The 20,094-nt window shown below is 59.0% G+C and carries 20 protein-coding genes; 1 reads left to right on the forward strand and 19 read right to left on the reverse strand.

The genetic code is table 11. The features are described 5' to 3' along the window. Nucleotides 1-5 precede the first annotated feature (5 nt). The 19 genes from ACODS9_RS13005 to ACODS9_RS13095 form a co-directional block, all read right to left on the reverse strand. Nucleotides 6-671, reverse strand: coding sequence for a GIN domain-containing protein (locus ACODS9_RS13005; RefSeq protein WP_401106171.1), 666 nt, complete (start codon nt 669-671; stop codon nt 6-8). A 14-nt stretch (nt 672-685) separates the two neighbouring features. Then, complete coding sequence (locus tag ACODS9_RS13010) at nt 686-1,753, reverse strand: MupA/Atu3671 family FMN-dependent luciferase-like monooxygenase (protein WP_401106170.1); 1,068 nt, start codon at nt 1,751-1,753, stop codon at nt 686-688. Further along, nucleotides 1,737-3,044, reverse strand: a complete 1,308-nt coding sequence (locus ACODS9_RS13015) for a cytochrome P450 (protein WP_489094010.1) — start codon at nt 3,042-3,044, stop codon at nt 1,737-1,739. Before ACODS9_RS13015 ends, ACODS9_RS13010 begins: the two co-directional genes overlap by 17 nt. Further along, nucleotides 3,034-3,981: a beta-ketoacyl-[acyl-carrier-protein] synthase family protein gene (locus ACODS9_RS13020; RefSeq protein ID WP_401106167.1), complete on the reverse strand. Its 948-nt coding sequence runs from the start codon at nt 3,979-3,981 to the stop codon at nt 3,034-3,036. The genes ACODS9_RS13015 and ACODS9_RS13020 overlap by 11 nt, the downstream gene beginning before the upstream one ends. Next, complete coding sequence (locus tag ACODS9_RS13025) at nt 3,978-4,832, reverse strand: hypothetical protein (RefSeq protein ID WP_401106165.1); 855 nt, start codon at nt 4,830-4,832, stop codon at nt 3,978-3,980. The genes ACODS9_RS13020 and ACODS9_RS13025 overlap by 4 nt, the downstream gene beginning before the upstream one ends. Then, on the reverse strand, nt 4,829-5,947 hold the full coding sequence (locus ACODS9_RS13030; RefSeq protein WP_401106163.1) for an acyl-CoA dehydrogenase family protein: 1,119 nt from the start codon (nt 5,945-5,947) through the stop codon (nt 4,829-4,831). The genes ACODS9_RS13025 and ACODS9_RS13030 overlap by 4 nt, the downstream gene beginning before the upstream one ends. Before the next feature lie 40 nt (nt 5,948-5,987). After that, the gene (locus tag ACODS9_RS13035; protein WP_401106161.1) at nt 5,988-6,992 is read right to left on the reverse strand and encodes a 3-oxoacyl-[acyl-carrier-protein] synthase III C-terminal domain-containing protein; all 1,005 of its coding nucleotides are present in this window, start codon (nt 6,990-6,992) and stop codon (nt 5,988-5,990) included. Further along, nucleotides 6,958-7,779 (reverse strand): alpha/beta fold hydrolase, encoded by an 822-nt coding sequence (locus ACODS9_RS13040; RefSeq protein ID WP_401106159.1) that lies wholly within the window; start codon nt 7,777-7,779, stop codon nt 6,958-6,960. Before ACODS9_RS13040 ends, ACODS9_RS13035 begins: the two co-directional genes overlap by 35 nt. Beyond that, nucleotides 7,755-8,267, reverse strand: coding sequence for a hypothetical protein (locus ACODS9_RS13045; RefSeq protein ID WP_401106157.1), 513 nt, complete (start codon nt 8,265-8,267; stop codon nt 7,755-7,757). The genes ACODS9_RS13040 and ACODS9_RS13045 overlap by 25 nt, the downstream gene beginning before the upstream one ends. After that, a complete protein-coding gene (locus ACODS9_RS13050; protein ID WP_401106155.1) occupies nt 8,264-9,391 on the reverse strand; it encodes an acyl-CoA dehydrogenase family protein in 1,128 nt (375 codons plus the stop codon). The genes ACODS9_RS13045 and ACODS9_RS13050 overlap by 4 nt, the downstream gene beginning before the upstream one ends. Further along, a complete protein-coding gene (locus ACODS9_RS13055) occupies nt 9,388-9,807 on the reverse strand; it encodes a VOC family protein (RefSeq protein WP_489094011.1) in 420 nt (139 codons plus the stop codon). The genes ACODS9_RS13050 and ACODS9_RS13055 overlap by 4 nt, the downstream gene beginning before the upstream one ends. Before the next feature lie 108 nt (nt 9,808-9,915). Next, nucleotides 9,916-11,433 carry an AMP-binding protein gene (locus tag ACODS9_RS13060; protein ID WP_401106151.1) on the reverse strand — a complete coding sequence of 506 codons (1,518 nt, stop codon included), beginning with the start codon at nt 11,431-11,433 and terminating at the stop codon, nt 9,916-9,918. Beyond that, on the reverse strand, nt 11,402-12,922 hold the full coding sequence (locus ACODS9_RS13065; RefSeq protein WP_489094012.1) for an AMP-binding protein: 1,521 nt from the start codon (nt 12,920-12,922) through the stop codon (nt 11,402-11,404). Before ACODS9_RS13065 ends, ACODS9_RS13060 begins: the two co-directional genes overlap by 32 nt. Before the next feature lie 33 nt (nt 12,923-12,955). Further along, nucleotides 12,956-13,210 carry a phosphopantetheine-binding protein gene (locus ACODS9_RS13070; RefSeq protein ID WP_401106147.1) on the reverse strand — a complete coding sequence of 85 codons (255 nt, stop codon included), beginning with the start codon at nt 13,208-13,210 and terminating at the stop codon, nt 12,956-12,958. A gap of 13 nt (nt 13,211-13,223) precedes the next feature. Then, nucleotides 13,224-14,798: a class I adenylate-forming enzyme family protein gene (locus tag ACODS9_RS13075; RefSeq protein ID WP_489094013.1), complete on the reverse strand. Its 1,575-nt coding sequence runs from the start codon at nt 14,796-14,798 to the stop codon at nt 13,224-13,226. Beyond that, the gene (locus ACODS9_RS13080; protein ID WP_401106143.1) at nt 14,795-15,772 is read right to left on the reverse strand and encodes a beta-ketoacyl-[acyl-carrier-protein] synthase family protein; all 978 of its coding nucleotides are present in this window, start codon (nt 15,770-15,772) and stop codon (nt 14,795-14,797) included. The genes ACODS9_RS13075 and ACODS9_RS13080 overlap by 4 nt, the downstream gene beginning before the upstream one ends. A gap of 1 nt (nt 15,773) precedes the next feature. Further along, nucleotides 15,774-16,682 carry a hypothetical protein gene (locus ACODS9_RS13085; RefSeq protein WP_401106141.1) on the reverse strand — a complete coding sequence of 303 codons (909 nt, stop codon included), beginning with the start codon at nt 16,680-16,682 and terminating at the stop codon, nt 15,774-15,776. A 10-nt stretch (nt 16,683-16,692) separates the two neighbouring features. Next, nucleotides 16,693-18,000 carry a type III PLP-dependent enzyme gene (locus tag ACODS9_RS13090; protein WP_401106139.1) on the reverse strand — a complete coding sequence of 436 codons (1,308 nt, stop codon included), beginning with the start codon at nt 17,998-18,000 and terminating at the stop codon, nt 16,693-16,695. Beyond that, on the reverse strand, nt 17,981-18,286 hold the full coding sequence (locus ACODS9_RS13095) for a hypothetical protein (RefSeq protein WP_401106138.1): 306 nt from the start codon (nt 18,284-18,286) through the stop codon (nt 17,981-17,983). Before ACODS9_RS13095 ends, ACODS9_RS13090 begins: the two co-directional genes overlap by 20 nt. Before the next feature lie 332 nt (nt 18,287-18,618). Here ACODS9_RS13095 and ACODS9_RS13100 point away from each other — a divergent pair, with 332 nt between their 5' ends. Further along, the gene (locus ACODS9_RS13100; RefSeq protein WP_401106136.1) at nt 18,619-20,001 is read left to right on the forward strand and encodes a TolC family outer membrane protein; all 1,383 of its coding nucleotides are present in this window, start codon (nt 18,619-18,621) and stop codon (nt 19,999-20,001) included. Nucleotides 20,002-20,094 lie beyond the last annotated feature (93 nt).

Below are 20,094 nucleotides of genomic sequence, written 5' to 3' on the forward strand. Positions count from 1 at the left end.
GTCGCCTACAAACATTCAGAGGTTGTTATGTCGCTGGCGAACGAGCCCGCGGCGCCGGTATCGACCTGCGCCGATGGGCTGACAGACAGCTGTGCACCGGCCGATAGGCTGCCGTTGATCCGAGGGATCTGACACAGGGATGATTGTGCCCCCATGCTCATGCGGACATGCGCCACATCAGCAGTGAAGGGCAACGGTTTCTTATTGAAGGTGCCGCCCATTGCCAGGTCGAGAGCCAGTTCACCCGTCTTGCCCTCGATCTGGATATCGGTGCCCATGCTGCCTGCCACCGTAAGCCTGGATGGATCGATGGCACAGGCAGGCACGACCATTTTGATCCCGGCTTGTCCGGTCAGCCCGGTAAGGGGTTTGTCGGTATACAGTGTGATATCCAGCGAGCGGGAGAAGAAGCGATCGTCTTTCGCGGCGTCATTGACGATCAACAGTGCCTGATCGTTTGTGCTGACCTGGAGTTTATCCAGCGTATCCGCAGCGCCCGAGACCACCATGGATGACGTTGCAGCGCATTTGATCGACAGGTTTATGCCTTGTCGTACTTCAACGCTGGTAAAGGTGTTCAGCGGAAAGGTTTTTTCTGCGGCCAGTGCAGAGTAGCTGGTCGTGCTGGCCACTAGTGCAAGCACCAGCGTCATCGATTTCATGTCGCTCATACAACCTCCTTGTTTCACAGTAATGTCGCCAGTGTACGTAATGTCGTTTCAACACTTTCCTGCGGCATGCCGAAGTCTATCAGCCCTGCTACTTCGTCGATGCCTTCACGCTTGAGCTGTTGCAGTTGCTCGAGGCACTCTGCGGCAGAGCCAAACAGACCGTAGTGGTCGAGGTACTTTTCTACCCCCCATTTGAGGGCGTAGGCTTTCTTTTTTTCAGCCTTTTCCCGATCAAGCACAGGGGCGTTGAGGTTTTCAGAGAGCTGCATGAACGCGCGAAGGTAACCCGTCATGGCCGGCCGCAGACGTGGCAACAACGACTCCCTGGCTTCCCCGGCCTGACTATGCATCATCAGCGTGACCTTGCCGCCTGCCGGGTCCAGCCCCGCTGCGTGGCGCGCAAGGCGATAGCGGGCGCAGTTTTCCTGCAGTTGCTCATGGGTTTGCGAGATCAGGTGAGTCAGTACGTTCAAGCCGCGTTTACCGGCCTCACTGAACAGCAAGGGATTGCTTCCCGTCGTGACCCAGACCGGGATGTCGGCTTGATAGGCCGGCGGCCAGGTTTGCAACGTGACCGGTTCCGGGTGCCCTGGAAAGGAAAGTTCGTGGCGGGTCGCCGACTCGCCGCGCCACAGCGCTCGAATCTGCTCCAGGGAAGAAAAGAGGATCTCCTGACGCTCACGGTAGTTCTGGGCCATGAGGACGAAATCATTGCGTTGCCAGCCCGCTGCAAACGCTACGCCGGCCCGGCCGTGAGAGAGGTTGTCCACCAGCGCCCACTCTTCCGCGACGCGTAGCGGATCATGAAGGGGGAGTACCACGCTGCCGGCGCGAATGGCGATACGTTGTGTGGTGACAGCCAGCGCGGCGCTGACTACAGAGGGATTGGGGAACATCCCACCGAAGGTGTGGAAATGTCGTTCAGGGGTCCAGATCGCGTGAAAGCCGAGCGTGTCCGCCAGCCTGGCGGTGCTAAGCAACTGTTCATATTTTTCTGCAAAGCTGTCCCGGGCCACGTCCGAAAAACAGAACACGCTGAGTTGCGGGATGGCATCTCCCGCCAGGTTAGGCGATGCATTCATGCTGAATGTTCCGGTCAACGGATTCGATGGTGAAACCGACCGCGCCCCTGGGCATCACATTCAACCCATAAAATGGCGTGAGAGCGGCCGGAGCGGTCGAAGGCGAGAGGGTGAAGTGGCAATGGCCGCACAGTGTTTCGATGGCGGTGGTGAGCTGCTCAAGTGCGAGCGCCATGCCTACGCAGTTGCGCTTGCCCACGCTGAAGGGCACAAATTGTTCCCGAGCAATTTTTCTCCCCTCAAGAAAGCGCTCAGGCCTGAAATTCAATGGCTCCGGCCAATGCGCTGCATTGCGATGGACCAGCCAGGGTGAAAACAGCACTTTGACGCCGGCGGGAATCAACGCGCCGTCGATCTCCACCGGGCTCAGGGTGTTGCGTTCGAAAAATGCCGTAACCGGTGTGATGCGCAGCGACTCCTTGACGATGGCGCTGGCCATGTCGCGTTTCCCCTGGCTGGATTCCTCACGGACCCGCTCCTGATACCGGGGGTGCTGTGACAAGTGGGTCAGGCACCACAGCAGCGCAACGCCGGTGTTATCCACGCTGGCCACCAGATTACCCAGCAGCATGCTGATCGCCCGTTCCCTTTCATGCGGATGGGCTTTGATATCCAATGACTGGCAGAAGCGTTGCAGCATGTCGACCTTTGCACCACCGTCGCCCATCAGCAGCGGTCCGATCATCGATTCAAGTTCCTCACGGAACGCGAGCAGGGCCGGGTGTCGGGACAATGTGGCATAGTCCTCGGTCGTCGCAGCGACAATCAATTGCTGGTAGATCCTGCGAAAGTGATTGATCAGACTGTCGAGTTGCAGCGGGCTGAGCGTGGGGCCGACGAATCCTTGCGCGACGCACATCAGTGCCCACTGCAGGCAGACTTCCTGCATCGAATCCTTCTGCGGGTCCTGGAGTGTTTCCACCAGCCAGCGCGCGGAAAGTTGGGTGCCCTGTTTGAGCAGTGGCGATTTCGGATTGACCAACGGTGCGGTCAACTTTCTTGCCAGATGCCACTCTTCACCTTCCCGCGCAGTGATCAGCGATTGACCCAGCAGGATCCGCCTGACTGAAGTGCCGTTATCCAGTTCCTTATGGAAACTGCTTTCGTTCTCAAGGAAAAAACGGATATGTCGAGCGCCCGCCAGCAACAGCACGGCATCCTCTTCCTCACCGATCCAGACCTTGTCTCCATGCTGGCGACAAGCGCTTTCAGCGATTTTCAGGAAACCCAGTTGCGCATACTTGGCGGCGGATGGCCTGACGTTCGCAATGGCATTGGGATTACTGGGCATGGGCTGCCTCCGGTAAGGTGTCAGCGGTAATGGCCGCGCAACCTACCCAGCCGCCCAGGCCCACCGAGAGCAGCAGGGCAGGTCGGCCGGTATCCTCAGGGGCGTAGCTGTCGAGCAACAGCAGGGGGTCCGCGCAGTAACAGTGGCCGCAGTGGCTTATCAGATCCGTGGCGACCGCGCGTTGCTGATTGTCGGGATGGCGCAGCCAGGTTTGCCAGCTGAGGCGGTTGATGTTGTGCGGCAGCAGCCAGGCCTGCTCGCGCAGATCCTTGGGGTAGGACGCCAGCGCCTGGTCGACCAGGGTATTGTGCGACTGATAGAAGCGTTTGGTGTCCTCGCGACTGCCGTCCAGGCCCTGCCAGAATCCAGGATGGTAAAAGCAGTGGATGCCAGAAACCCTGCGTTGACCGCCTCCGGGTTTGAGCAGGGCGGCGGCGAAGGCGTCGCCAATCATCGTACAGCCGGGAATGTAGCGCTCGGCCAGATCAAAATCGGCCAGCGTGTCGCCAGTCAGCAACGCCACGCAGCGATGCTTGCCACTTGCCAGCAACCGTTCGGCCAGGCGCAATCCCCAGAACAGGGTGGCGCAGTTTTGTTGGTTGACGGTCAGCAGCGGCGCATCTTGCGCGATGAAATCCGATTCGTGGCGCAGCGCCTGCAAGTTTACGCTCTGGCGCTGGGAACGAGCGGGCAGGCCCTGGACCAGGATAAGCGCATCAATCGTTTCGTCTTCATCCAGGCTTTCCCGCAATTGCTGCAGCAAGGCGCGGAAACAGTCTTCGGCGCTTTCGTCAGTCGCCAGGGTCGATGCCTCCCGCATACCGAAAAGCTGACTGAAGGTGCGGGCTTCTGACGCCGCGCCGCCGCGATGGGCAACGACTTGCTCGAGGGATATCCTGGTGGGCGGGATGTAGGTGACCAGCGACGCGATGTTCATGGGCGGTCCTCCTCGGCTGCGAATCCGCACAGGCTGATTCCGTTGTCGTTTTCGCTGATCAGCAGGTAGTCGCGTTGCGGCTCCCAGAAGGTGCGCAGCGCAACGAAAGGGGCGGCGCACAACAAGTGAGGGTTACTGGCAAACGCCCGAGTGCCGGCGGACGCCGCCTCCAGCAGCCGGGCAGGACCAATCAGGGTCAGGCGTTCGTTGACCAATCCCAGCTGTCCGATGACGTGCGAGAGCCGTTCATTGGACCATTGCGCATGGGGCGCACGCCTGAACCCCCGGTAGCGCAGCCCGCGCTGCTGCTTGTTCAGCAGGCAGACGCAGGCATTGTTTTCCGGTTGCAGTGCCGCCATCAGTGGTGAGAAGTACATCAGGTTTTTCTGCTCGGCAATCAGTAACAGACCGTCCTCATTCTTACCCGCCAGGCAATCATTGAGGCCATCCAGGGCGAACAGGCCTGCGTCTGCTCCGCGGTCGCTGATGGCCAATGCCAGGCAGGCGCAAAGCCCTAGTTGGTGGATGGCGGCATTGACCACCGAGCTGCCCATATGCAGGTCTGGCGTCCAATGCGCCATCAGCACGGTCTTCACCCGCTGAGGTTGGATGACCGCAGACAGCCGGGGCAACAGCACAGCGATCATGTCGCTGAAGGAAGCACGCTCCTGGCTATCGACCCAGGCTTGCACCTGATCGTGCTGCGGACTGAGAGCCTGGCCGTTGGCCTGGAAGAAGTGCTGTACATAAGAACGCCAGTGAGCCGTTTCAGCCTTCCACTCCGGCTGGGGCGTTTCGGTGTGGTGAAATGACTGGAATACGATGTCGGCAGGATCGAGGCAGAGTGTCACAGGCCGACTCCCTGGGCTACGGGTGGTCGCCAGCTATTGAGCAGATGGATGTTGCTGGTGCCCTCCATGTACTCGAACGCAAAACTGTCGCGGTAGCGCTTGCGCAACAAGTGATCTTCCAGCCAGTCGTCGCGATTCAGCCAATGGGGCAGCAGGCAGGCTGTTTCCTCGACCAGGCGGGTGGCGTTGCGCTTGAGTTGACTGGTTAGGGCATGCTGATGCTGGCCATTGCTGTAACCCTCTGCCAGCGTCAGCATCTGCTGATAGATCGCGCGATACTTTCGCCACAGCCTGGCGACCCAACGTCGCGCGGCAGTCGGCAGGGGGCGGACGGAGAGGGCTGTGAGCAGGCCAAAGGTCGTGCCCAGCGCCATGGCCGCCACCATGGGCCGATGTCGTTCGAATACCAGGCTCAGGGAGTTGAGCCCCTGCAGCAGTTCACGACGGTCGTGGCCCAGGATATCTTCCTCCTCGATACGGTGTTCCTTGAACGTCAGGCGGGTCAATCCGGCACCGGCCAGGCCGACGGTGGCCAATGAGTCACGCTGCAAGGTGGGCTCGGCCGCCTCAGGGAACACCATGACCAGCCGCTGGCTTCGTTCATACCGTGCATACACCAGGCCTGCGCTCGCCAGCATGGCCCCACCGATCAGCATCTTGGTACCGTTGAGCCGCCAGCCCCGTTCACTGTGCGTGAGTTCACTGGTGATGGCACTGGCATCCGAACCGATGTCGGCTTCTGTAACGGCGAAGAATGTCCAGGCCGGGCGTTCGTCGAAGCAGGCAAAAAAACGTGCCTGCTGCTGTTCATTGCCCAGGGTCAGAATGGCGCGGGTACTCAGGGAGGCCCCTGGCAGCAGCATCATGGCGCTGGCGTCCGTTCGGCTCAGGTACTCGATGATCTGCAGGTGCCGGGAATAGCTGACATTGGAAAATGCCGGTGTTTCCCAGAGGTTGAACCGCGAGGGGATGCCGATGCAGGCGATGCTTTTGAGCTCTGGATGGTCCAGGCAGGCAATCGCCTGTTGAAGGTCGCTTTCTGCGAGCTGCCCGGCAGCGAGAAGTCGCTCTGACAGTGCGTGAAGTTGTGGATAGCAACGGGTGATATCGCTCATGAGTGTCGGCGTTCGAGTAGAGGATGAACTGAGCCTTAACTTAGTTCGGCCCGAACTCCGGGTATTGCTTCAGGTTGCAAAACACAGGGATTTCACTGCCTGTGGGTAGCTCGAGCAACAGCGAGGAAAAGGTGGCGCCCATACCGACGCTGACCAGCATTACCTTGTCGCCGGCAGACAGCTGTTGCCCGCGGATGAGCGCGGCGAGGTTGAGATAAGGGTCTGCACCGAAACAATGGCCATAGCGAGGAACATTCTGCAGAAAGATCCTGGCGCGGGGGATCGCGAGTTCGTCGGCTATTTTCTGCCAGGAGGACAGGTTGACATTGTGTGGGGCTATCCAGTTCAGAGTGTCCAGCGGGCAACCGAAATGCTTGGCGGCACTGCGCATGGCATCGCTGACGAATGCGAAGTAGGCATCGGCGAATGCCGGATCGGTTCTCGGTTCATCGCCCTTTTGTTGACTGAACTCGCCGGCCTGTTCGCTGTAGCGGGACGTGACCTTGCCGCGCGCTCCCGATCGATTGAGCAGCACGGCACAGGCGGCTTCGCCCATGATGGTAGTGTCATCGAGCAGTTCCACCTTTGGATGGAAGGCCTTTTCGCCCACCAGCAGCAAGGCGTACTCCCCGTCCTCGAGGCGGCTGCAGGCATACTCCACGGCAGGCAATGCGGTTGCACAGTGGCCCATCGTCAGGCTGCAGTACTCGGTGTCATCGGCAAATCCGCACGCGTCGAGCAGGGGTCTGCCTGTTTCGTGAAACGGGCGCAGCGTGGGCACCGTATGGGCGTGCATCACATGGCGGATGCGCGTGATGATGTCAGGATGCGCGGCGACGAACTGTTCCAGCAGCGGACGTATCAGGTCATCCACCGAGCCGGGTTGACGCGGGAAGCTCGCCAGCCCATAGAAGCGTGAGAACATCCTGACATCGAGCGCGCTCAGTCCAAGGGCGTGAGCGGCCGCGACCAGTGATTTGCGCTGTTCGGGAATGTGGAGGGTTATGGACTCAATATGCCCCAACATAGGTGTGCCCTTTTTCATGATCGGTGTTTTGCCTGCAGAGGAATCTGGCCAGGGCCTGTCGAGTTCGTGGGTGCGAGAGGATGCCCAGGTGGCCTGTGCCTTCGACTACCAGCAACTGGCTATCCGGTAATTGAGCATGGATGCGCCCGGCATCGGCAGGGGCGATTCTCTGGTCCTGGTTGCCGTGCATGATGAGTGCGCGAGCACCGCTGAAGGTGTAGGGATGCGCGGTGTTCAAGCTGGCAGGCATGGGGTAGCGGCTCTGGTAATGGCTATCGAGCGATGCCAGGTGATGCCTCCCGATCTGCTGATGCGACAGCGCATGCTGCAGCAGGCTGGGCAATGAGGCTGGCGCTGAAAGCAGCGCCACCCGGTCCAGGATCAGACCCTGCCAGTGGGCCATCGCCATGATGATCCCGCCTGCCGAATGGGCAACCACGCTATCGAATGGGCCGTACCTGACCTGCAGCGCCAACAACAGCGGGCATTGGCCGGGAAAATCGCAACTGGCGGGAGACTGTGGGTCATGGCCCAGCAGAAAGGGCATGTAGACACGATAACCGCTGTCCTGAAGCAACGCTCTCACCTCGGACAGCATCATCGGGTGGCCCCCCCAGCCGTGTAGCAATAGGGCGCTTTTGGCCTGTGGATCATGGTTTGGGTAAACCAGTACGCGGCTGCGGTAGGGCCCGCAGGTGACAACCTCGGTTTTCAGGGTGGCCAGATGTCTCGACTCGGTCGGACGCATCGGCAGCAGGGAGGGCTTTGCCAGGCGCTCGATCAGTGAGGCAAGCTGGGTATCCATTGCTCCCCCGAGGCTTGTGCAGAAAAAACAAGGTAGTGCAGGGTTGCCTGTTGCGGCAGCGGGTCGCAACTCAGGCGTTCGAGCGGATCATGCAGATAGAGCAGGCGTTGTCCGGGCTGAAGTAGTGTGCTTGCCAGCAATCCGGCGTGCTCCGGATCGAAGCGGCCACTGCATATGCCAAAGGTTTCGATGAACCCTGGGCATTGGGATAGCAGGCTCTGCAGCAGGGGAGTGGCACCGCGGGCAGCCGGGTGGAGGCTGTCGTAAACCAACAGGGTCGGACAGGGCTCGCTGACGATGCTTCGGCACAAATCGACAACGGCCCTGGCATGCAGGCGTTCGCCACAATCGATGTGTGGCCAGTGCTGGTACCAATGAGCCTGGTGCGATTGCCGGGGGGTGGCAATGAAGTGCCGACTGTCCAGGGTAACGGCTTCGCAGGTACTGACGATGTTCAGTTGACCCTGCGCCATGGGGGCGATAGTCATTGGCATTCCTGGCTTGCGTGTCGAGAGGAAAAATTCTGGCTCAGTCGGTGGATCTGGCGTGTTCCTTCGGTGTATTCAAAGGCCTTTACGTCGCGAAATGCCTGCCATAGCGCCGTCGGCAAAGGCCCTCGGTCTGCGGGGAACGCATGGATAAGCTGGCTGACTATTTCCTCGGCAATGATCACGCAGGCGGTCTTGACCATGCCGGGGCTTCTTGCCGGGGCCTGGTGTTCATCCGCTCGCTGACAGACCGTCAACGCCTCACGGTAAACTGCATGCCAGCGTCGTTTGAGTTGTGCCAGCAGTCGTGCCTGTGTCTGAGTGGGCGTGAGGCAGGCTTGCCACTCGTGCAAGGCGCGTCGTGCCACCCCCAGCGCCAGTGCCCCCACACAGGGGCGTAGTGCATTGAATGTGGCCATTGCCGACAGCGCAAAGCGCTGGGTAGGTTTCAAATGCTGTCCCAGCAAATCCTCTGTCGGGATAAACAGTTTGTCGAACTGCATATGCGCTAGGTTGGTGCCGTCAAGTCCGGTGAGTGCCAGGCGGTGACGGATGATGGCCGGGTCTTGCGGCCTGAATAGAAAGGCGTTGATCCCCAACTGCCCCGGCGCGGTGCGCGCAAACAACACACCGGTTTCGGCGATCATTCCGTTGCCGATGAACATCTTGCAGCCGGAAATGAGGAATCCTCCGTCTACCGCTGTCGCCGTGGTCTGCATGGCCCCGGCATCACTTCCCTGGGTGGGCTCGGTCATCGCAAAGCATGACCAGCACAATGTCTGTTGAAACTGACCGAAAAAGGCATCCTGCTGTTGTGCGTTGCCCAGGCCTGCCACCACATAGGCCGCCATGCTCGGCCCGGGGGCACTGAACATGAGCGCCGGGGAGACGAAGCCCACCTGTTCATAGAGTTCATAGCGCGCCGCCAGGCTGGACACCTGATGGCGTGGCGCTGTCTGATATCGCTCGGGCACGCCGAGCTGATTCAGCGCCGGAGCGAACGACCATTGGCTCAGGACCTGTCGTGTATCGCCGAAGTTTCGCAGTTGCTCGGCAACCTGTTGAGCGTCCGCGCCCAGTGGGCCGGGCTGACTGGCGAAGGCATCATCGTGGAACTGATTCATAGCGGGCCCGACATGATTTCGATGATCCCGGCATCAGGGTGATAGAGATGGCTGGAGCGGTGGTTGCTGTCAAAGGCGCTGAAGGGACGTGTCAGCACGATCCAGCCTGCGGCCTTCATCCTTCTGAATTGCGCGTCGAAGTCATCGACCTCGAAGCAGATGTGGTAGGGCAGTGAAGACTTGCCGGATTTGGCCAGGAGTTCGCGCAAGGGGAGGTTGTCTTCCCGCGGCTCGACCAACTCCACCTGGCTGCCCCCTTCAGTGGTCGCCAACAGGGTGATGAACACTTTTTGTGCGGCCATGTACTCTTTGTAGCGGACGACAACCGGGAAAAACGGTTTAACCGCGTCAGCCGTTGCCTCGCTGTCGCCAACCACGTAACCGATATGACTGAAACGCATCGCGTCGCCCTTCATCCTTGGGGAGATCGTTTGCACCGGCGCCTATGTGGCACCGGTGCAGGGAGTGTTGGAGATTTTCGCGATCGTGAAGGGATGTTTTTTATATGTGCTTGCAAATAGCCATCAAGTTGCCGGAGACAACACGTTGTGCTGTTGCACCAGTTGCTGGCGATCGATCTTTCCATGCAGCGTCAAAGGGAAGGTCGGACAGAAGAACATGGACTTCGGAATCATGTAGCCGGGCAACTGTTCTGCCAGGAAACGGCGCAATCCTTCACGGTGAATCGCGGTGTCCTCGCGCAGCTGAACAAAGAGTTGCAGGTCAGTGACCTTGCCCTCTTCCTTGATCGGCACCACGCAACACTGGATGACGTCCTCATGGCGGCATACGCTGCTCTCGATCTCGGCCAGCTCGACGCGGTTGCCGTGCAGCTTCAGCTGATTGTCGTCCCTGCCGTGAATGAACAGGGATCGATCGTGATCCTCGAACCCGCGATCCCCGGTGGCGTAGTAACGTCCGAACTCGTCCTGGCCGAATGCGCTGTTGCGCGGGTCGTCTTCAGGCTGGTAGCCCAATGCGACTTGCGGACCGTACAAGCGCACCTCACCCATTTCCCCGGGCGGCAGGTCATGGCCATCGGCATCGACGATCCTGACTCGGTTCTGCCCGCAGGCAGGGCCAAGGGACAGCAGTCCGGCACTGTGCTCGGGCGGCTGGCCAATGGCGAAGGTATGGGTCATGCCGGTGCACTCGGTAGGGCCATAGCCGTGCATTACTTCAAGGCCGGGGAAGCGGGCCTGGAGTTGGTGCACCAGTCCCAGCGCGGCGCGCTCGCCGGCGATGAAGAACCGCTTCAGATCCGGAAATTGTTGCCGGTCGAACAACGGGTCCTTCAACATCAGATCGACAAAACTCGGCGTGGAAAACCAGCTGGTGGCAGGACATTGGGGATGCCGGGACATAAGACGGATGTTCTGTCGGGGCAGCATGTTGTGACAATGATCCAGCATCAGCAGGGCTCTGCCCTGGCACAGCACCGGGAAGAGATCCAGCAGGCCCATGTCGAAGGAGAAACAGGCATGGCTCACATGGCATCCATGTGCGATATCGTCGCTGATCAGCGGGCTGTACCAGCCCGAGAACGCGGCGAAGTTCTCATAACTGACGATGACGCCCTTCGGTTCACCGGTACTGCCCGAGGTGGGCAGCACATAGAGGGCCGGCTGAGTCAGGTCGGGTTCGACTGACAGTGACGCCGGATCGCCATTTTCCAAGGCCGAAAGGACCTGTTGTGGCCAGCGTTCCAGGCCTTCCAGTGGGGCTGCCGTCGCCGTGAGGATCAGTTCGGCGCGGATCAGTTCGGCGATTTTTTCAACCCGTGCGACGGGGTTGGATTGATCGACGAAGGTAAAGCAGCATCCCTGGTTGATGCACGCCAGCATCGCGGCCACGGCATCCATTTGCTTATGCCCGTGAACCAGCACGTTACGACCAGCCCATGGCGCGAGTAGCTGGGCGATCGCGGCGGTGCGCAAGCCCAGTTCGGCAAAGCTGTATATGCCCTGCTGGTTGATCAGCGCGGTCGAGCTGTCTTGATACTTGAGCCGCTCAAACAGCGGTTTGATTTGCGATAAAAACATATTTCTCTCCGTTGTCCATGGCGCGTTGCCGGGCAATTGAACGATCCAGTTTGCCGTTATGATTAAGTACGGTGCTTGGGGTGCTGTACCAGTAACGTGGGATGGCCCACGGGGGAAAATGGGCTTGCATGGCGCTGCCAAGTTGCGAAAGTTCGCAGTGCCCGTTGAGGATCACGCAGGCCTGTATCGCCTCGGCATTGCCCTTGCGCCAGTACGGCTCGACAACCACATCGGTGACCAGATTGTGTTCACGCAGGAAGTGCTCGATCTCGTGCAGGTCGATACGGTGTCCCTGTATCTTGACCTCGCCGTCTTCGCGCCCCATGAAGTAGTACCAGGCCCCGTCGTACAGGCCGATATCGCCGGTGGCGTAAGTGGCTTGCCCCTGCTGACGGCTGAAACTGGCTTGACGCGCAGATGCAGCATTGAGGTAGCCAGGACCGACACACGGGCCACTGATCAGCAGTTGCCCCCGACCCGCAGCGTCCACGGGCTGGGCAAGCTGCAGGCACGCGCCGGGCCTGGCACGACCAATCGGCAGGGGCAGTGGCGAGGCCACCATGTCCGGGGTGATCAGCACCTGTGAAACGGCCACGGTACATTCAGTGGGGCCATAGGTATTGATCACCTCACAGGTCGGAAAGCGTGCCCACAATTGGGTGACGATCTCTTTGGGCAGCGTTTCACCGCAGAAGATGAAGCGCCGCAAATGTGCCAGTGCGTCGGCATTGAAAGTTGGATCGAGCAGGTACAGACGCACCATCGACGGCGTGGACACCCAGCAGGTCAGTGCCATGTGCGCATGCTGGGCAATCACCTTGCGGGTGTTGATCAGGTCTCGGTGATCGAGCACGGACAGCGGTTGCAGAAACTGCCAGGCAAGCCAGATTTCAAACAGGCAGACATCGAAGCAGTAGCGTACATTGCCTGTGATGGTCCCATGCAGTGGAAAGTCGTTGCGTATCCAGGTCACGAAGTCGACCAGGTTGGACAAGCTGATCTGGATGCCCTTGGGCGCGCCGGTAGTCCCCGATGAAAACATGATGTACGCCAGCCCAGGGGCGAGGGCGTTGTCGATTCGTCTGCGGGTGCCGTCCAGCAGGTGTTGCAACGCCGCGTCATCATGGAGCTGCCAAGGCAGGGCGGCGAGGGCGATCACCCTGGCATGCGTGGCGGACAGTGGGAGCACCTCGCTGTTCAGGATCAAGCGTGCCCCGACGGTATGGGTTATCCGCTCCAGCCGCTCAGGCGTGTTATCCGACTCGACCGGCACGATCGGGCAACCGCACAGGATGCAGGCCCACCAGGCGGCCAGGAAATCGAATGACTTGTGGCCATGCACCAGCACCGGCGCCAGCGGCGTGTCGGTTCCAGCCTGCAGGCGGACTATTTCATCGGCGATATCCTGCGCACGCTGACTGAGCGCGGCATAGCTGTATGTCAGTGAATGGTGGTGCCAGGCGGTATGCGATCGATCGGCGAAGCGCATAAATATGCTTATGAGCTCAGACCAGGCGTCCATTCATGCCGCCCGGCCGGTGAGCTGAAGTTCAATGAACTTCGACAAACTGCCCACGGTTTCGAAGTGCTGGAACTCCAGCGTGGCAGGGTCGAGCACCAGGTCCTCGATTTGCTCTTCAAGGTACATGATCAGTTCGATGTACAAGCCGCTTTCGAATCCCAGGTCGCGTTCCAGATGAGTCTGGGCATTGAGCTCGGACAGGTTTGTACTTTCCAGGACCAGGCCAATGGCTTCAATTATGGTTGGCGTATGCATTCTGACTCCCTGTTTATTGTGTGCATCCGGCGTTGAGGTTGTTTTCCCGGCGTGGCAGCAGGGCGGATAACTGGCCGCGGTCGACCTTCCCGTTGTTGTTCTTGGGCAGCGCTTCGCTGAAGTAGTAGCGGTGCGGGCGTTTATAGGCTTCGAGATGGACCTGGCAGAATGCTTTGAGCTGCGCGGTCTCCAGGGGCGTGATGCATTCGATACAGGCGACGATTTCATCGCCATGGACTGGATGGGCAAGGCCTATCACCGCGACCTGCAGCACCCCCGGCACGCGCTTGAGCACGCCCTCGACTTCCCGGGGGGCAACTTTTTCGCCGTTGGTTTTGAGAATGTCGTCCTTGCGCGACAGGAAATACAGCAACCCCTGTTCATCCAGCCGGCACACGTCGCCGGTGTAGAGGACCGATTCGCCGGGCAAGGGGCCCGGTCGCAGCTTTTTCGCGGTCTGTTCCGGGTTTCGCCAGTAGCCGCTCATCACCGTGGCTCCGCGGATCACCAGTTCACCCGTGGCATTCTTGCGGTGCGCAATGCCCTCATCATCGACAACCCAGAGTTCGGTATTGGGGATGGCATGGCCCACGCTGTCTTTATGTCGGGACAGCAGGGCCGGCGGCAGCCAGGTACAGCGATGGCACTCGGTCAGGCCGTACATGGAAAAGATCTCGGCCTGGGGGAAGAGCGTGAGCAACAGATCTATATCGCTGGGGTGCAAGGCCGCCGCAGTGTTGGTGATCGTGCGCAGTGAGGAGAAGTCATAGCGTTTGGCCAAGGGGGCGATGATCGCCAGCAGCGTGGGCACGATCGGCAGAACGGTGGCCTTGTGCTTGACCAGCTGTTTCAGAGCAAACAGCGGGCGGCTGAAATCCTTTTCGATAATCAGCGTTGCGCCGACCTTGGTCGTCATGATCGCTTGATACAACCCGTAGTCGAAGCTCATGGGGATCGTGCAGAAAATCCGGTCGCTGGCCTGCAGTTGCAAATAGGTGGCGACGGAGTCTGCCGCGCTGAGCATGTTGCGCTGGGTCAACATGACTCCCTTGGGGTCGCCCGTTGAACCTGAGGTGTAGATCAGGCAGGCCAGGTCAATATCCAGTGCTCCTCGAACAGGCAAGGGCAGCGCTGGTGCAAGCGCGGTTACCTGTTCCAGGGACAACCGCGACGAATCGCTCTCTTGCCCGTCGGGTGCTCGATCAAACAGCACGCGCAGATCAGGGGCGACCGCTGCCGTTGCCAACGCTGCGGCCTGTCCGCTTTGGGCAATCAACAGCTGCGACGCTGCGTTCTCCAGTAACCAGCCTACCCGGGCTATCGGTGTATCCGGATTCACCGGAACGAACACAGCCTGCAGATACTGCACGGCCCAGAAACAGACGACGAAATCCACCCCGTTTGGCAGCCACACCATCACCCTGTCGCCGCGTTCAACCTGTTGCTGGCGCAGATAGGTGGCGGTATTGATCACCCGTTGATGAAGCGCGCTCCAGGTCACCGTCTGCTCACCCTCGATCAATGCCGTCTTCTCGGGGAACTGCTGCGCTGCCAGCACCAGCCACTGGGTCAAATGGTTCGTGCTCATTTCTGATCCTCATTAGTCAATTCAACAACGATGGCTGCAAAAGTCCCCGCGATACCGGACGCCAGGGCCAGAATGGGGGCCACGGCGACGGTGTCATCACGGTGCGTCAGGAGGCTTTCCAGGTTGAGGAACGCATCGCTGCAAAAGCAATGGCCCAGTTGGTAGAGATGGCGGCGGTAAATGATGGCCCGAGGAAAGCCCGCACCGTCTGCGATCCTGTCGAAGGTGGGCGGGCTGATATGGTAGGGAATCAGCGTGCGCAGCTCTTCGGGGCGTCGCCCCGCATGCCGCAGGGCGGTGTGCACTGTCTCCAGCATGGTGGGTATGAAGGCGTGATCGTAGGCGTTTTCACTTTCGCGATCCGTCGCGCGCATGCGTGTGCCGTAGGCGGCCAGTTGCTGGATGTGCACGGCACTCACGCGCAGTGCACCGGGCGAGGAGGTTGCGCCAAGCAGCGTCGCGCAGAATGCTTCGCCGAAATAGCCATTCTGATCGGCGTATTGCACGGTGTCATGGAAGCACTTTTCGCCGCTGATCAGTAAGCCACAGACGTTGTCCTGCCTGGCTTGAGCGGCCGCGAGCCTGGCGTCGAAAAGCTTCAGTGCCACCAGCGCCGATGCACAGGACGCCTGGGTGACCGAAAAGAACTCGAGCTGCGGATGTCCCAGGAACCTGCGCAATTGGCCGGCCAGGCCAGGGAACAGGTCAAAAGGGCTGGGACAATTCAGCGAGTGCGCCCAGGCTACGTAGCCAATGCGCCCAAACAGTATCGGGTCACATTCGGCCCGGAACTTCTGCAACAGCTGCATGATCAAGTCAGGCAGCGCCTCCTGCTCGAAGAGGCTGGCCGATTCCATCCGATGAAAACGGCTGAAGATCTTGGTGTTGCGCTGACCCCAGGCATACTTTTCCGCCAGGGCGGGCAAGGGCGTGAGATTCGCGGCGACCAGGCTGGTGATCGTATGGATGAACATTTCAAGTCCCCGCCACAAAACCTGCACAGGACAGGGCATTGCCCTCCGGCAGCATCAGCAGTATGCGTTGGTGGCTCGGCGCGAGTTGTTCCAGTCGGGCCCACGGGGCGCAGGAAAGTAACGAATCATCCCAGCTTTCGATGCGGTGATCAGCCAATTGCCGGTGTTCTCGCAGCTGCCCCGCCAGGGCCGGCGTGGTCAGGATCAGCAGGGGCAACAAGTCTTCACTGGGCGTGAACATGTCCAAGTCGACGAGCAAGTCGTCCAATGCCTGTTCCGTGATCGGAAAAGGGATGCTTCGATAGTGTTTGAACGCAATACCGGCGATTTGGCCGCCGGGCCGATTGCCTGGCAGGTTGCGCAGCATCACGATGCAGGCGCTGGCCACAGGATCGAAGCGCGCCAGGCTGGGGCTGTCATACAGAATGGCGTCCTGGTCAGCGATCAGCAGCAGGGCTTTTTTGCCATGACCATCACGGTCGCTATCGCCGAGGTAATCCTCGATGACCTGCAATGCCAGAAACGCGCCGCTCAGACCGTGATCGCTGATGGCGATACCAAAGGCGTCGCGACTACCCGACTCATGGATGATGGCGTTGGTCACTGAGCAACCGACCTCCACATCCGGCGTCCAATGAGCGAGCACAACCAGGTCGAGGTCATCGAGTCGGACCTGGTTAGCCAGTTCCCTGAGCAACTGTCTCAGCATTGCCCTGAACGACTGATGCTGTGCGGCGTACCAGCGAGCAGCATGAAGGTCCTGCGCCTGTCCATCATGACCCTGTGAGTGAAAGAAGGCGTCGACGAAATCCGTCACTATTTTCAACTGACCATCATTCACGGCAGGCGAGTCTGCCTCTCTTTCAAACTGACGCCACAGGATATGAGTGGCCGCAAACTCAAGAGACATGGCGAATCCTTCAGGTATTGGGCAATGCCAGGCGCTGGCACACTTGCGGTGCCAGCAGGCTCTCGACGCTATCTGCCATGCGGATCAGATAAGCCTGGTCATTTTCCACAAGCACTTCTGCAGGGTGACCGAAGCTTAAAAAGCCGACCGGCGAAGCGCTGGCGCCATAGGCACCGGAATGGCCTATACCGATCAGATCTCCCGAGCGAAGCTCGGCGAGCATGATGTTTTCGCCCAGCACGTCGGTGGGGGTACACAGGGGGCCGGTCACCTGATAGCGATGTTGATCGCCGTCCCGGGAGGGGCCAAGACGGGCCATCGGGAAATTGCGGCGAACCAGGGCATTGATGCCAGCAGCGCTGCCGTGGCAGTTGGCGCCGCCATCACATACGGCAAACCATTCATCCCGCGAGGGTTTGAGGTAATTGACCCGCGTGACAAAAATACCGGCGCGGGCAATCAGGAAACGGCCCAGCTCGATTACGATCTTGCAGCGTGGAAAGCGTTGCCGATAGTCGTTCACCAGCGGCAGCAGTGCTGCGCCCAGGGCAGACAGGTCGAGTGCTTTTTCCTTGTCGAAATAGCGCACGCCGAAGCCACCGCCGACATCGACGAAGTCCAGGTCGACGTCATAGGTCTGCTGGAGTGTCGCAGCCAGTGTCAGGATGTTTTGCGTATTATCGGCAAGGGCCTGCCAGTCAAGAATCCGGGTGCCCAGGTACACATGGATGCCGGTCAGGCTCAACTGTGCAAGTTCGCGGAGCGTGGCAAATGCCTGCGGCAACAATTGTTCATCGATGCCAAATTGTCGAGGTTTGCCGCTCATCACCAACTTGGCTTTTGCGCCGGTGAAGTCTGGGTTGATCCGCAAGGCAATACGCTGGGTGACGTCCAGGCTTGCGGCGATCTCATTGAGCAGCAGCATCTCTTCAATGGATTCAACCACCACCGCTTTGATGCCGGCCAGGCAGCACTGGGTCAACTCATCGATGTGTTTGCCGGGGCCGACAAAAATAATATCGCTCGGCGCCACGCCTTGCCGTAAAGCAATCTCCAACTCCGTCAGAGAACAGACCTCGCAACCTGTTCCGGCCTGGTGGAGCAACGCAACCAGTGTTTTGTTCGGGTTGGCCTTGAGCGAATAAAAATAGTCAATGCCCTGGGGAAGCGCGCGTTTGAGTTCGGCGAAATCCGCCTTTATCTGGGAGGCGCTGTATGCATAGAAAGGCGTGGGCACGCTGTCAGCCAGGTGGTGATAGGCTATGCCTTCGATTTTGTCGGAACTGATGTATTGGCTATCAAGCGAAAAAGCGGACATGGCTGAATTTTCCGTTTAATAGCGATTCGATTCGATTGAGATCCTTGAAATTGTCGAACAGGTCCTGATCGAGAATATCGAAGAAACTATCAGGTTGGCTTGCATTCTTGTCGATGCACTCGCCGAGTGCCGAAATCAGGCCGACAAGGTGTATAGAGTCCAGCAGCCCCTGCGCGCCGTAGATTTCGGCACCTTGGTCAATTGCCTGCAACTTGTCCGGGGCAACGCCTATGTTTTTCAGGGCAGTAAGAATAAATGCCCGTGTTGTTTCTTCTGCAGTGTTCACGAATAGGATCCCTTGTCAACGTCTAGGGGTGATCATATCTCTGGCATACATTGAGATTTGCTTGAAATTGCATTGGGCCTTGTTCCTGCGTGGCTAGCGTTACCCTCGCGTATTGATCAGGCAGTGCCCGCCTCGCCAGACGCGGACGACCGGGAGGCGCTTGCAATTGCACATAAGTTCTTGCCACGCATTCGTGTTTTAAGGACGGCAGGAGATCGGTACATCTACCCCTGTGGTAGCGGTCGAGTGACAACCGCGAGGAGAGGGGCCGGGTGGCCTTGGAGACCACGCCCGTCGTATGCAAAGACCAAATTCTGAGGCTGGAGATTTAGATGCAAAGTGATACAGGGGGGGCTTTCATGTGCTCGAGAAAGATTGAAGTTTTTCTTGTTGCGCAACGGGTGTGCAGATGGGCTACCGCGTTAGCCATCGTCTGGGTTGCCGTGCAACCCGTGTGCGCATGGGCCGCTTATGAAGACAGCCTCCCCGCACTCAAGGCCAGCGATGTTTCGTTCTTGACGCCAGACGCCGCGATTATTCTTGCGTATGCACGCAGCCCTGCATTGAGTCAGGCTTTCTCGCAGATCAGGAAAGGTGAGGCGCAGAAAGATGAGGCGAAAAGTGCTTATTATCCACAGCTCAGCCTGTCAGGTACTTATGGTCAACATGGTGAGTATGTCTACGGACCGCAGTTGAAACAGTTGGTCTATGATTTTGGTAGAACGACGGGGGCTATACGGAATCAGACCTACCTCACTGAATCTTATCGTGATGAATTGATGAGTACGGTAACCAAGGTGACGGGGGATACGTTATTGGCCTACTCCAGTGTCAAGCGTTACCAGGATAGTGTGCGTGTCACTGAGAAAATGCTTGCTTCCCTGGAGGAGGTCAAGGGGATTGCAGAATACCGATTGAATGCGGGGCTGAGCTCGGCGTCTGATGCGTTACAGGCGACCAGTCGTGTCGCGGCCTTGACGACAACGCTGGAGCAATACCGCAATCAGTTGGCTAATGCCAAGGCCACGCTTGCACAACTGACTGGTAGGCAGGTCGATTCGTTGGCGGATCTTCCCGAAGTGCTATTACAGGCCTCTCCGCAAACGCAGGGTGTGATTGATTTCAGGTCAATTCCATCCGTGCGATCAGCCATTGCCCAGGAAAAAGCGGCCGATGCCTTGCTCGGGGCAACAAAGGCGCAACATAGGCCCACCATTAGTCTCAGTGCTTCACGCCTGCACAAGTATGAGCGTGACTATAATGATTCTGTGCCGGCTTGGGATAGTCAGTTCGGTGTGACCGTTGATATACCGATTTATCAGGGGGGCGCTGTCTCCGCGCGTGTGTTGCAGGCACACGAGGCGCTGGAAGCTTCAAAAGCGAGTATTAATCAAGCGTGGTTGGAGGTTGAGCAAAAAACTGCAACCGCGTTGAGTAATTGGCAAGGCGCAGAGGCGCGTGTTCACACTAGTATCTACCAGGTGAAAATTGCAACGCATACCCGAGATGTCTACCAGGAGGAGTACAAACTGGGGTATCGCAGCCTGAATGATTTGCTCAGTGTGGAACAGGATGTATTCCAGGCCTTGAGCAGTCGCTCATCAGCCACTTTTGATCGATACGACGCGGTCATCAACTATGCGGTGGTGCAGAATACGCTGCTTCAATTGTTAGGTCTCGACAGCCCTACCGAACAATCCCTGCCTGACCTGTAACAGGCCACGGAAGTGATGCCCGGATAGCACTGCGACTCGAACATTGCCCTGACCCGCTTGCCCAGCCTGCTCGGGTCAGGGGATCCAAAGCGC

The organism is Pseudomonas sp. FG36 (genome assembly GCF_057809275.1).

Coding starts and splice junctions, on each gene's coding strand:
- ACODS9_RS13005 (WP_401106171.1), bottom strand. CDS start 671: ATGAGCGACATGAAATCGATGACGCTGGTGCTTGCACTAGTGGCCAGC.
- ACODS9_RS13010 (WP_401106170.1), bottom strand. CDS start 1,753: ATGAATGCATCGCCTAACCTGGCGGGAGATGCCATCCCGCAACTCAGC.
- ACODS9_RS13015 (WP_489094010.1), bottom strand. CDS start 3,044: ATGCCCAGTAATCCCAATGCCATTGCGAACGTCAGGCCATCCGCCGCC.
- ACODS9_RS13020 (WP_401106167.1), bottom strand. CDS start 3,981: ATGAACATCGCGTCGCTGGTCACCTACATCCCGCCCACCAGGATATCC.
- ACODS9_RS13030 (WP_401106163.1), bottom strand. CDS start 5,947: ATGAGCGATATCACCCGTTGCTATCCACAACTTCACGCACTGTCAGAG.
- ACODS9_RS13035 (WP_401106161.1), bottom strand. CDS start 6,992: ATGAAAAAGGGCACACCTATGTTGGGGCATATTGAGTCCATAACCCTC.
- ACODS9_RS13040 (WP_401106159.1), bottom strand. CDS start 7,779: ATGGATACCCAGCTTGCCTCACTGATCGAGCGCCTGGCAAAGCCCTCC.
- ACODS9_RS13045 (WP_401106157.1), bottom strand. CDS start 8,267: ATGACTATCGCCCCCATGGCGCAGGGTCAACTGAACATCGTCAGTACC.
- ACODS9_RS13050 (WP_401106155.1), bottom strand. CDS start 9,391: ATGAATCAGTTCCACGATGATGCCTTCGCCAGTCAGCCCGGCCCACTG.
- ACODS9_RS13055 (WP_489094011.1), bottom strand. CDS start 9,807: ATGAAGGGCGACGCGATGCGTTTCAGTCATATCGGTTACGTGGTTGGC.
- ACODS9_RS13060 (WP_401106151.1), bottom strand. CDS start 11,433: ATGTTTTTATCGCAAATCAAACCGCTGTTTGAGCGGCTCAAGTATCAA.
- ACODS9_RS13065 (WP_489094012.1), bottom strand. CDS start 12,922: ATGCGCTTCGCCGATCGATCGCATACCGCCTGGCACCACCATTCACTG.
- ACODS9_RS13070 (WP_401106147.1), bottom strand. CDS start 13,210: ATGCATACGCCAACCATAATTGAAGCCATTGGCCTGGTCCTGGAAAGT.
- ACODS9_RS13075 (WP_489094013.1), bottom strand. CDS start 14,798: ATGAGCACGAACCATTTGACCCAGTGGCTGGTGCTGGCAGCGCAGCAG.
- ACODS9_RS13080 (WP_401106143.1), bottom strand. CDS start 15,772: ATGTTCATCCATACGATCACCAGCCTGGTCGCCGCGAATCTCACGCCC.
- ACODS9_RS13085 (WP_401106141.1), bottom strand. CDS start 16,682: ATGTCTCTTGAGTTTGCGGCCACTCATATCCTGTGGCGTCAGTTTGAA.
- ACODS9_RS13090 (WP_401106139.1), bottom strand. CDS start 18,000: ATGTCCGCTTTTTCGCTTGATAGCCAATACATCAGTTCCGACAAAATC.
- ACODS9_RS13100 (WP_401106136.1), top strand. CDS start 18,619: ATGCAAAGTGATACAGGGGGGGCTTTCATGTGCTCGAGAAAGATTGAA.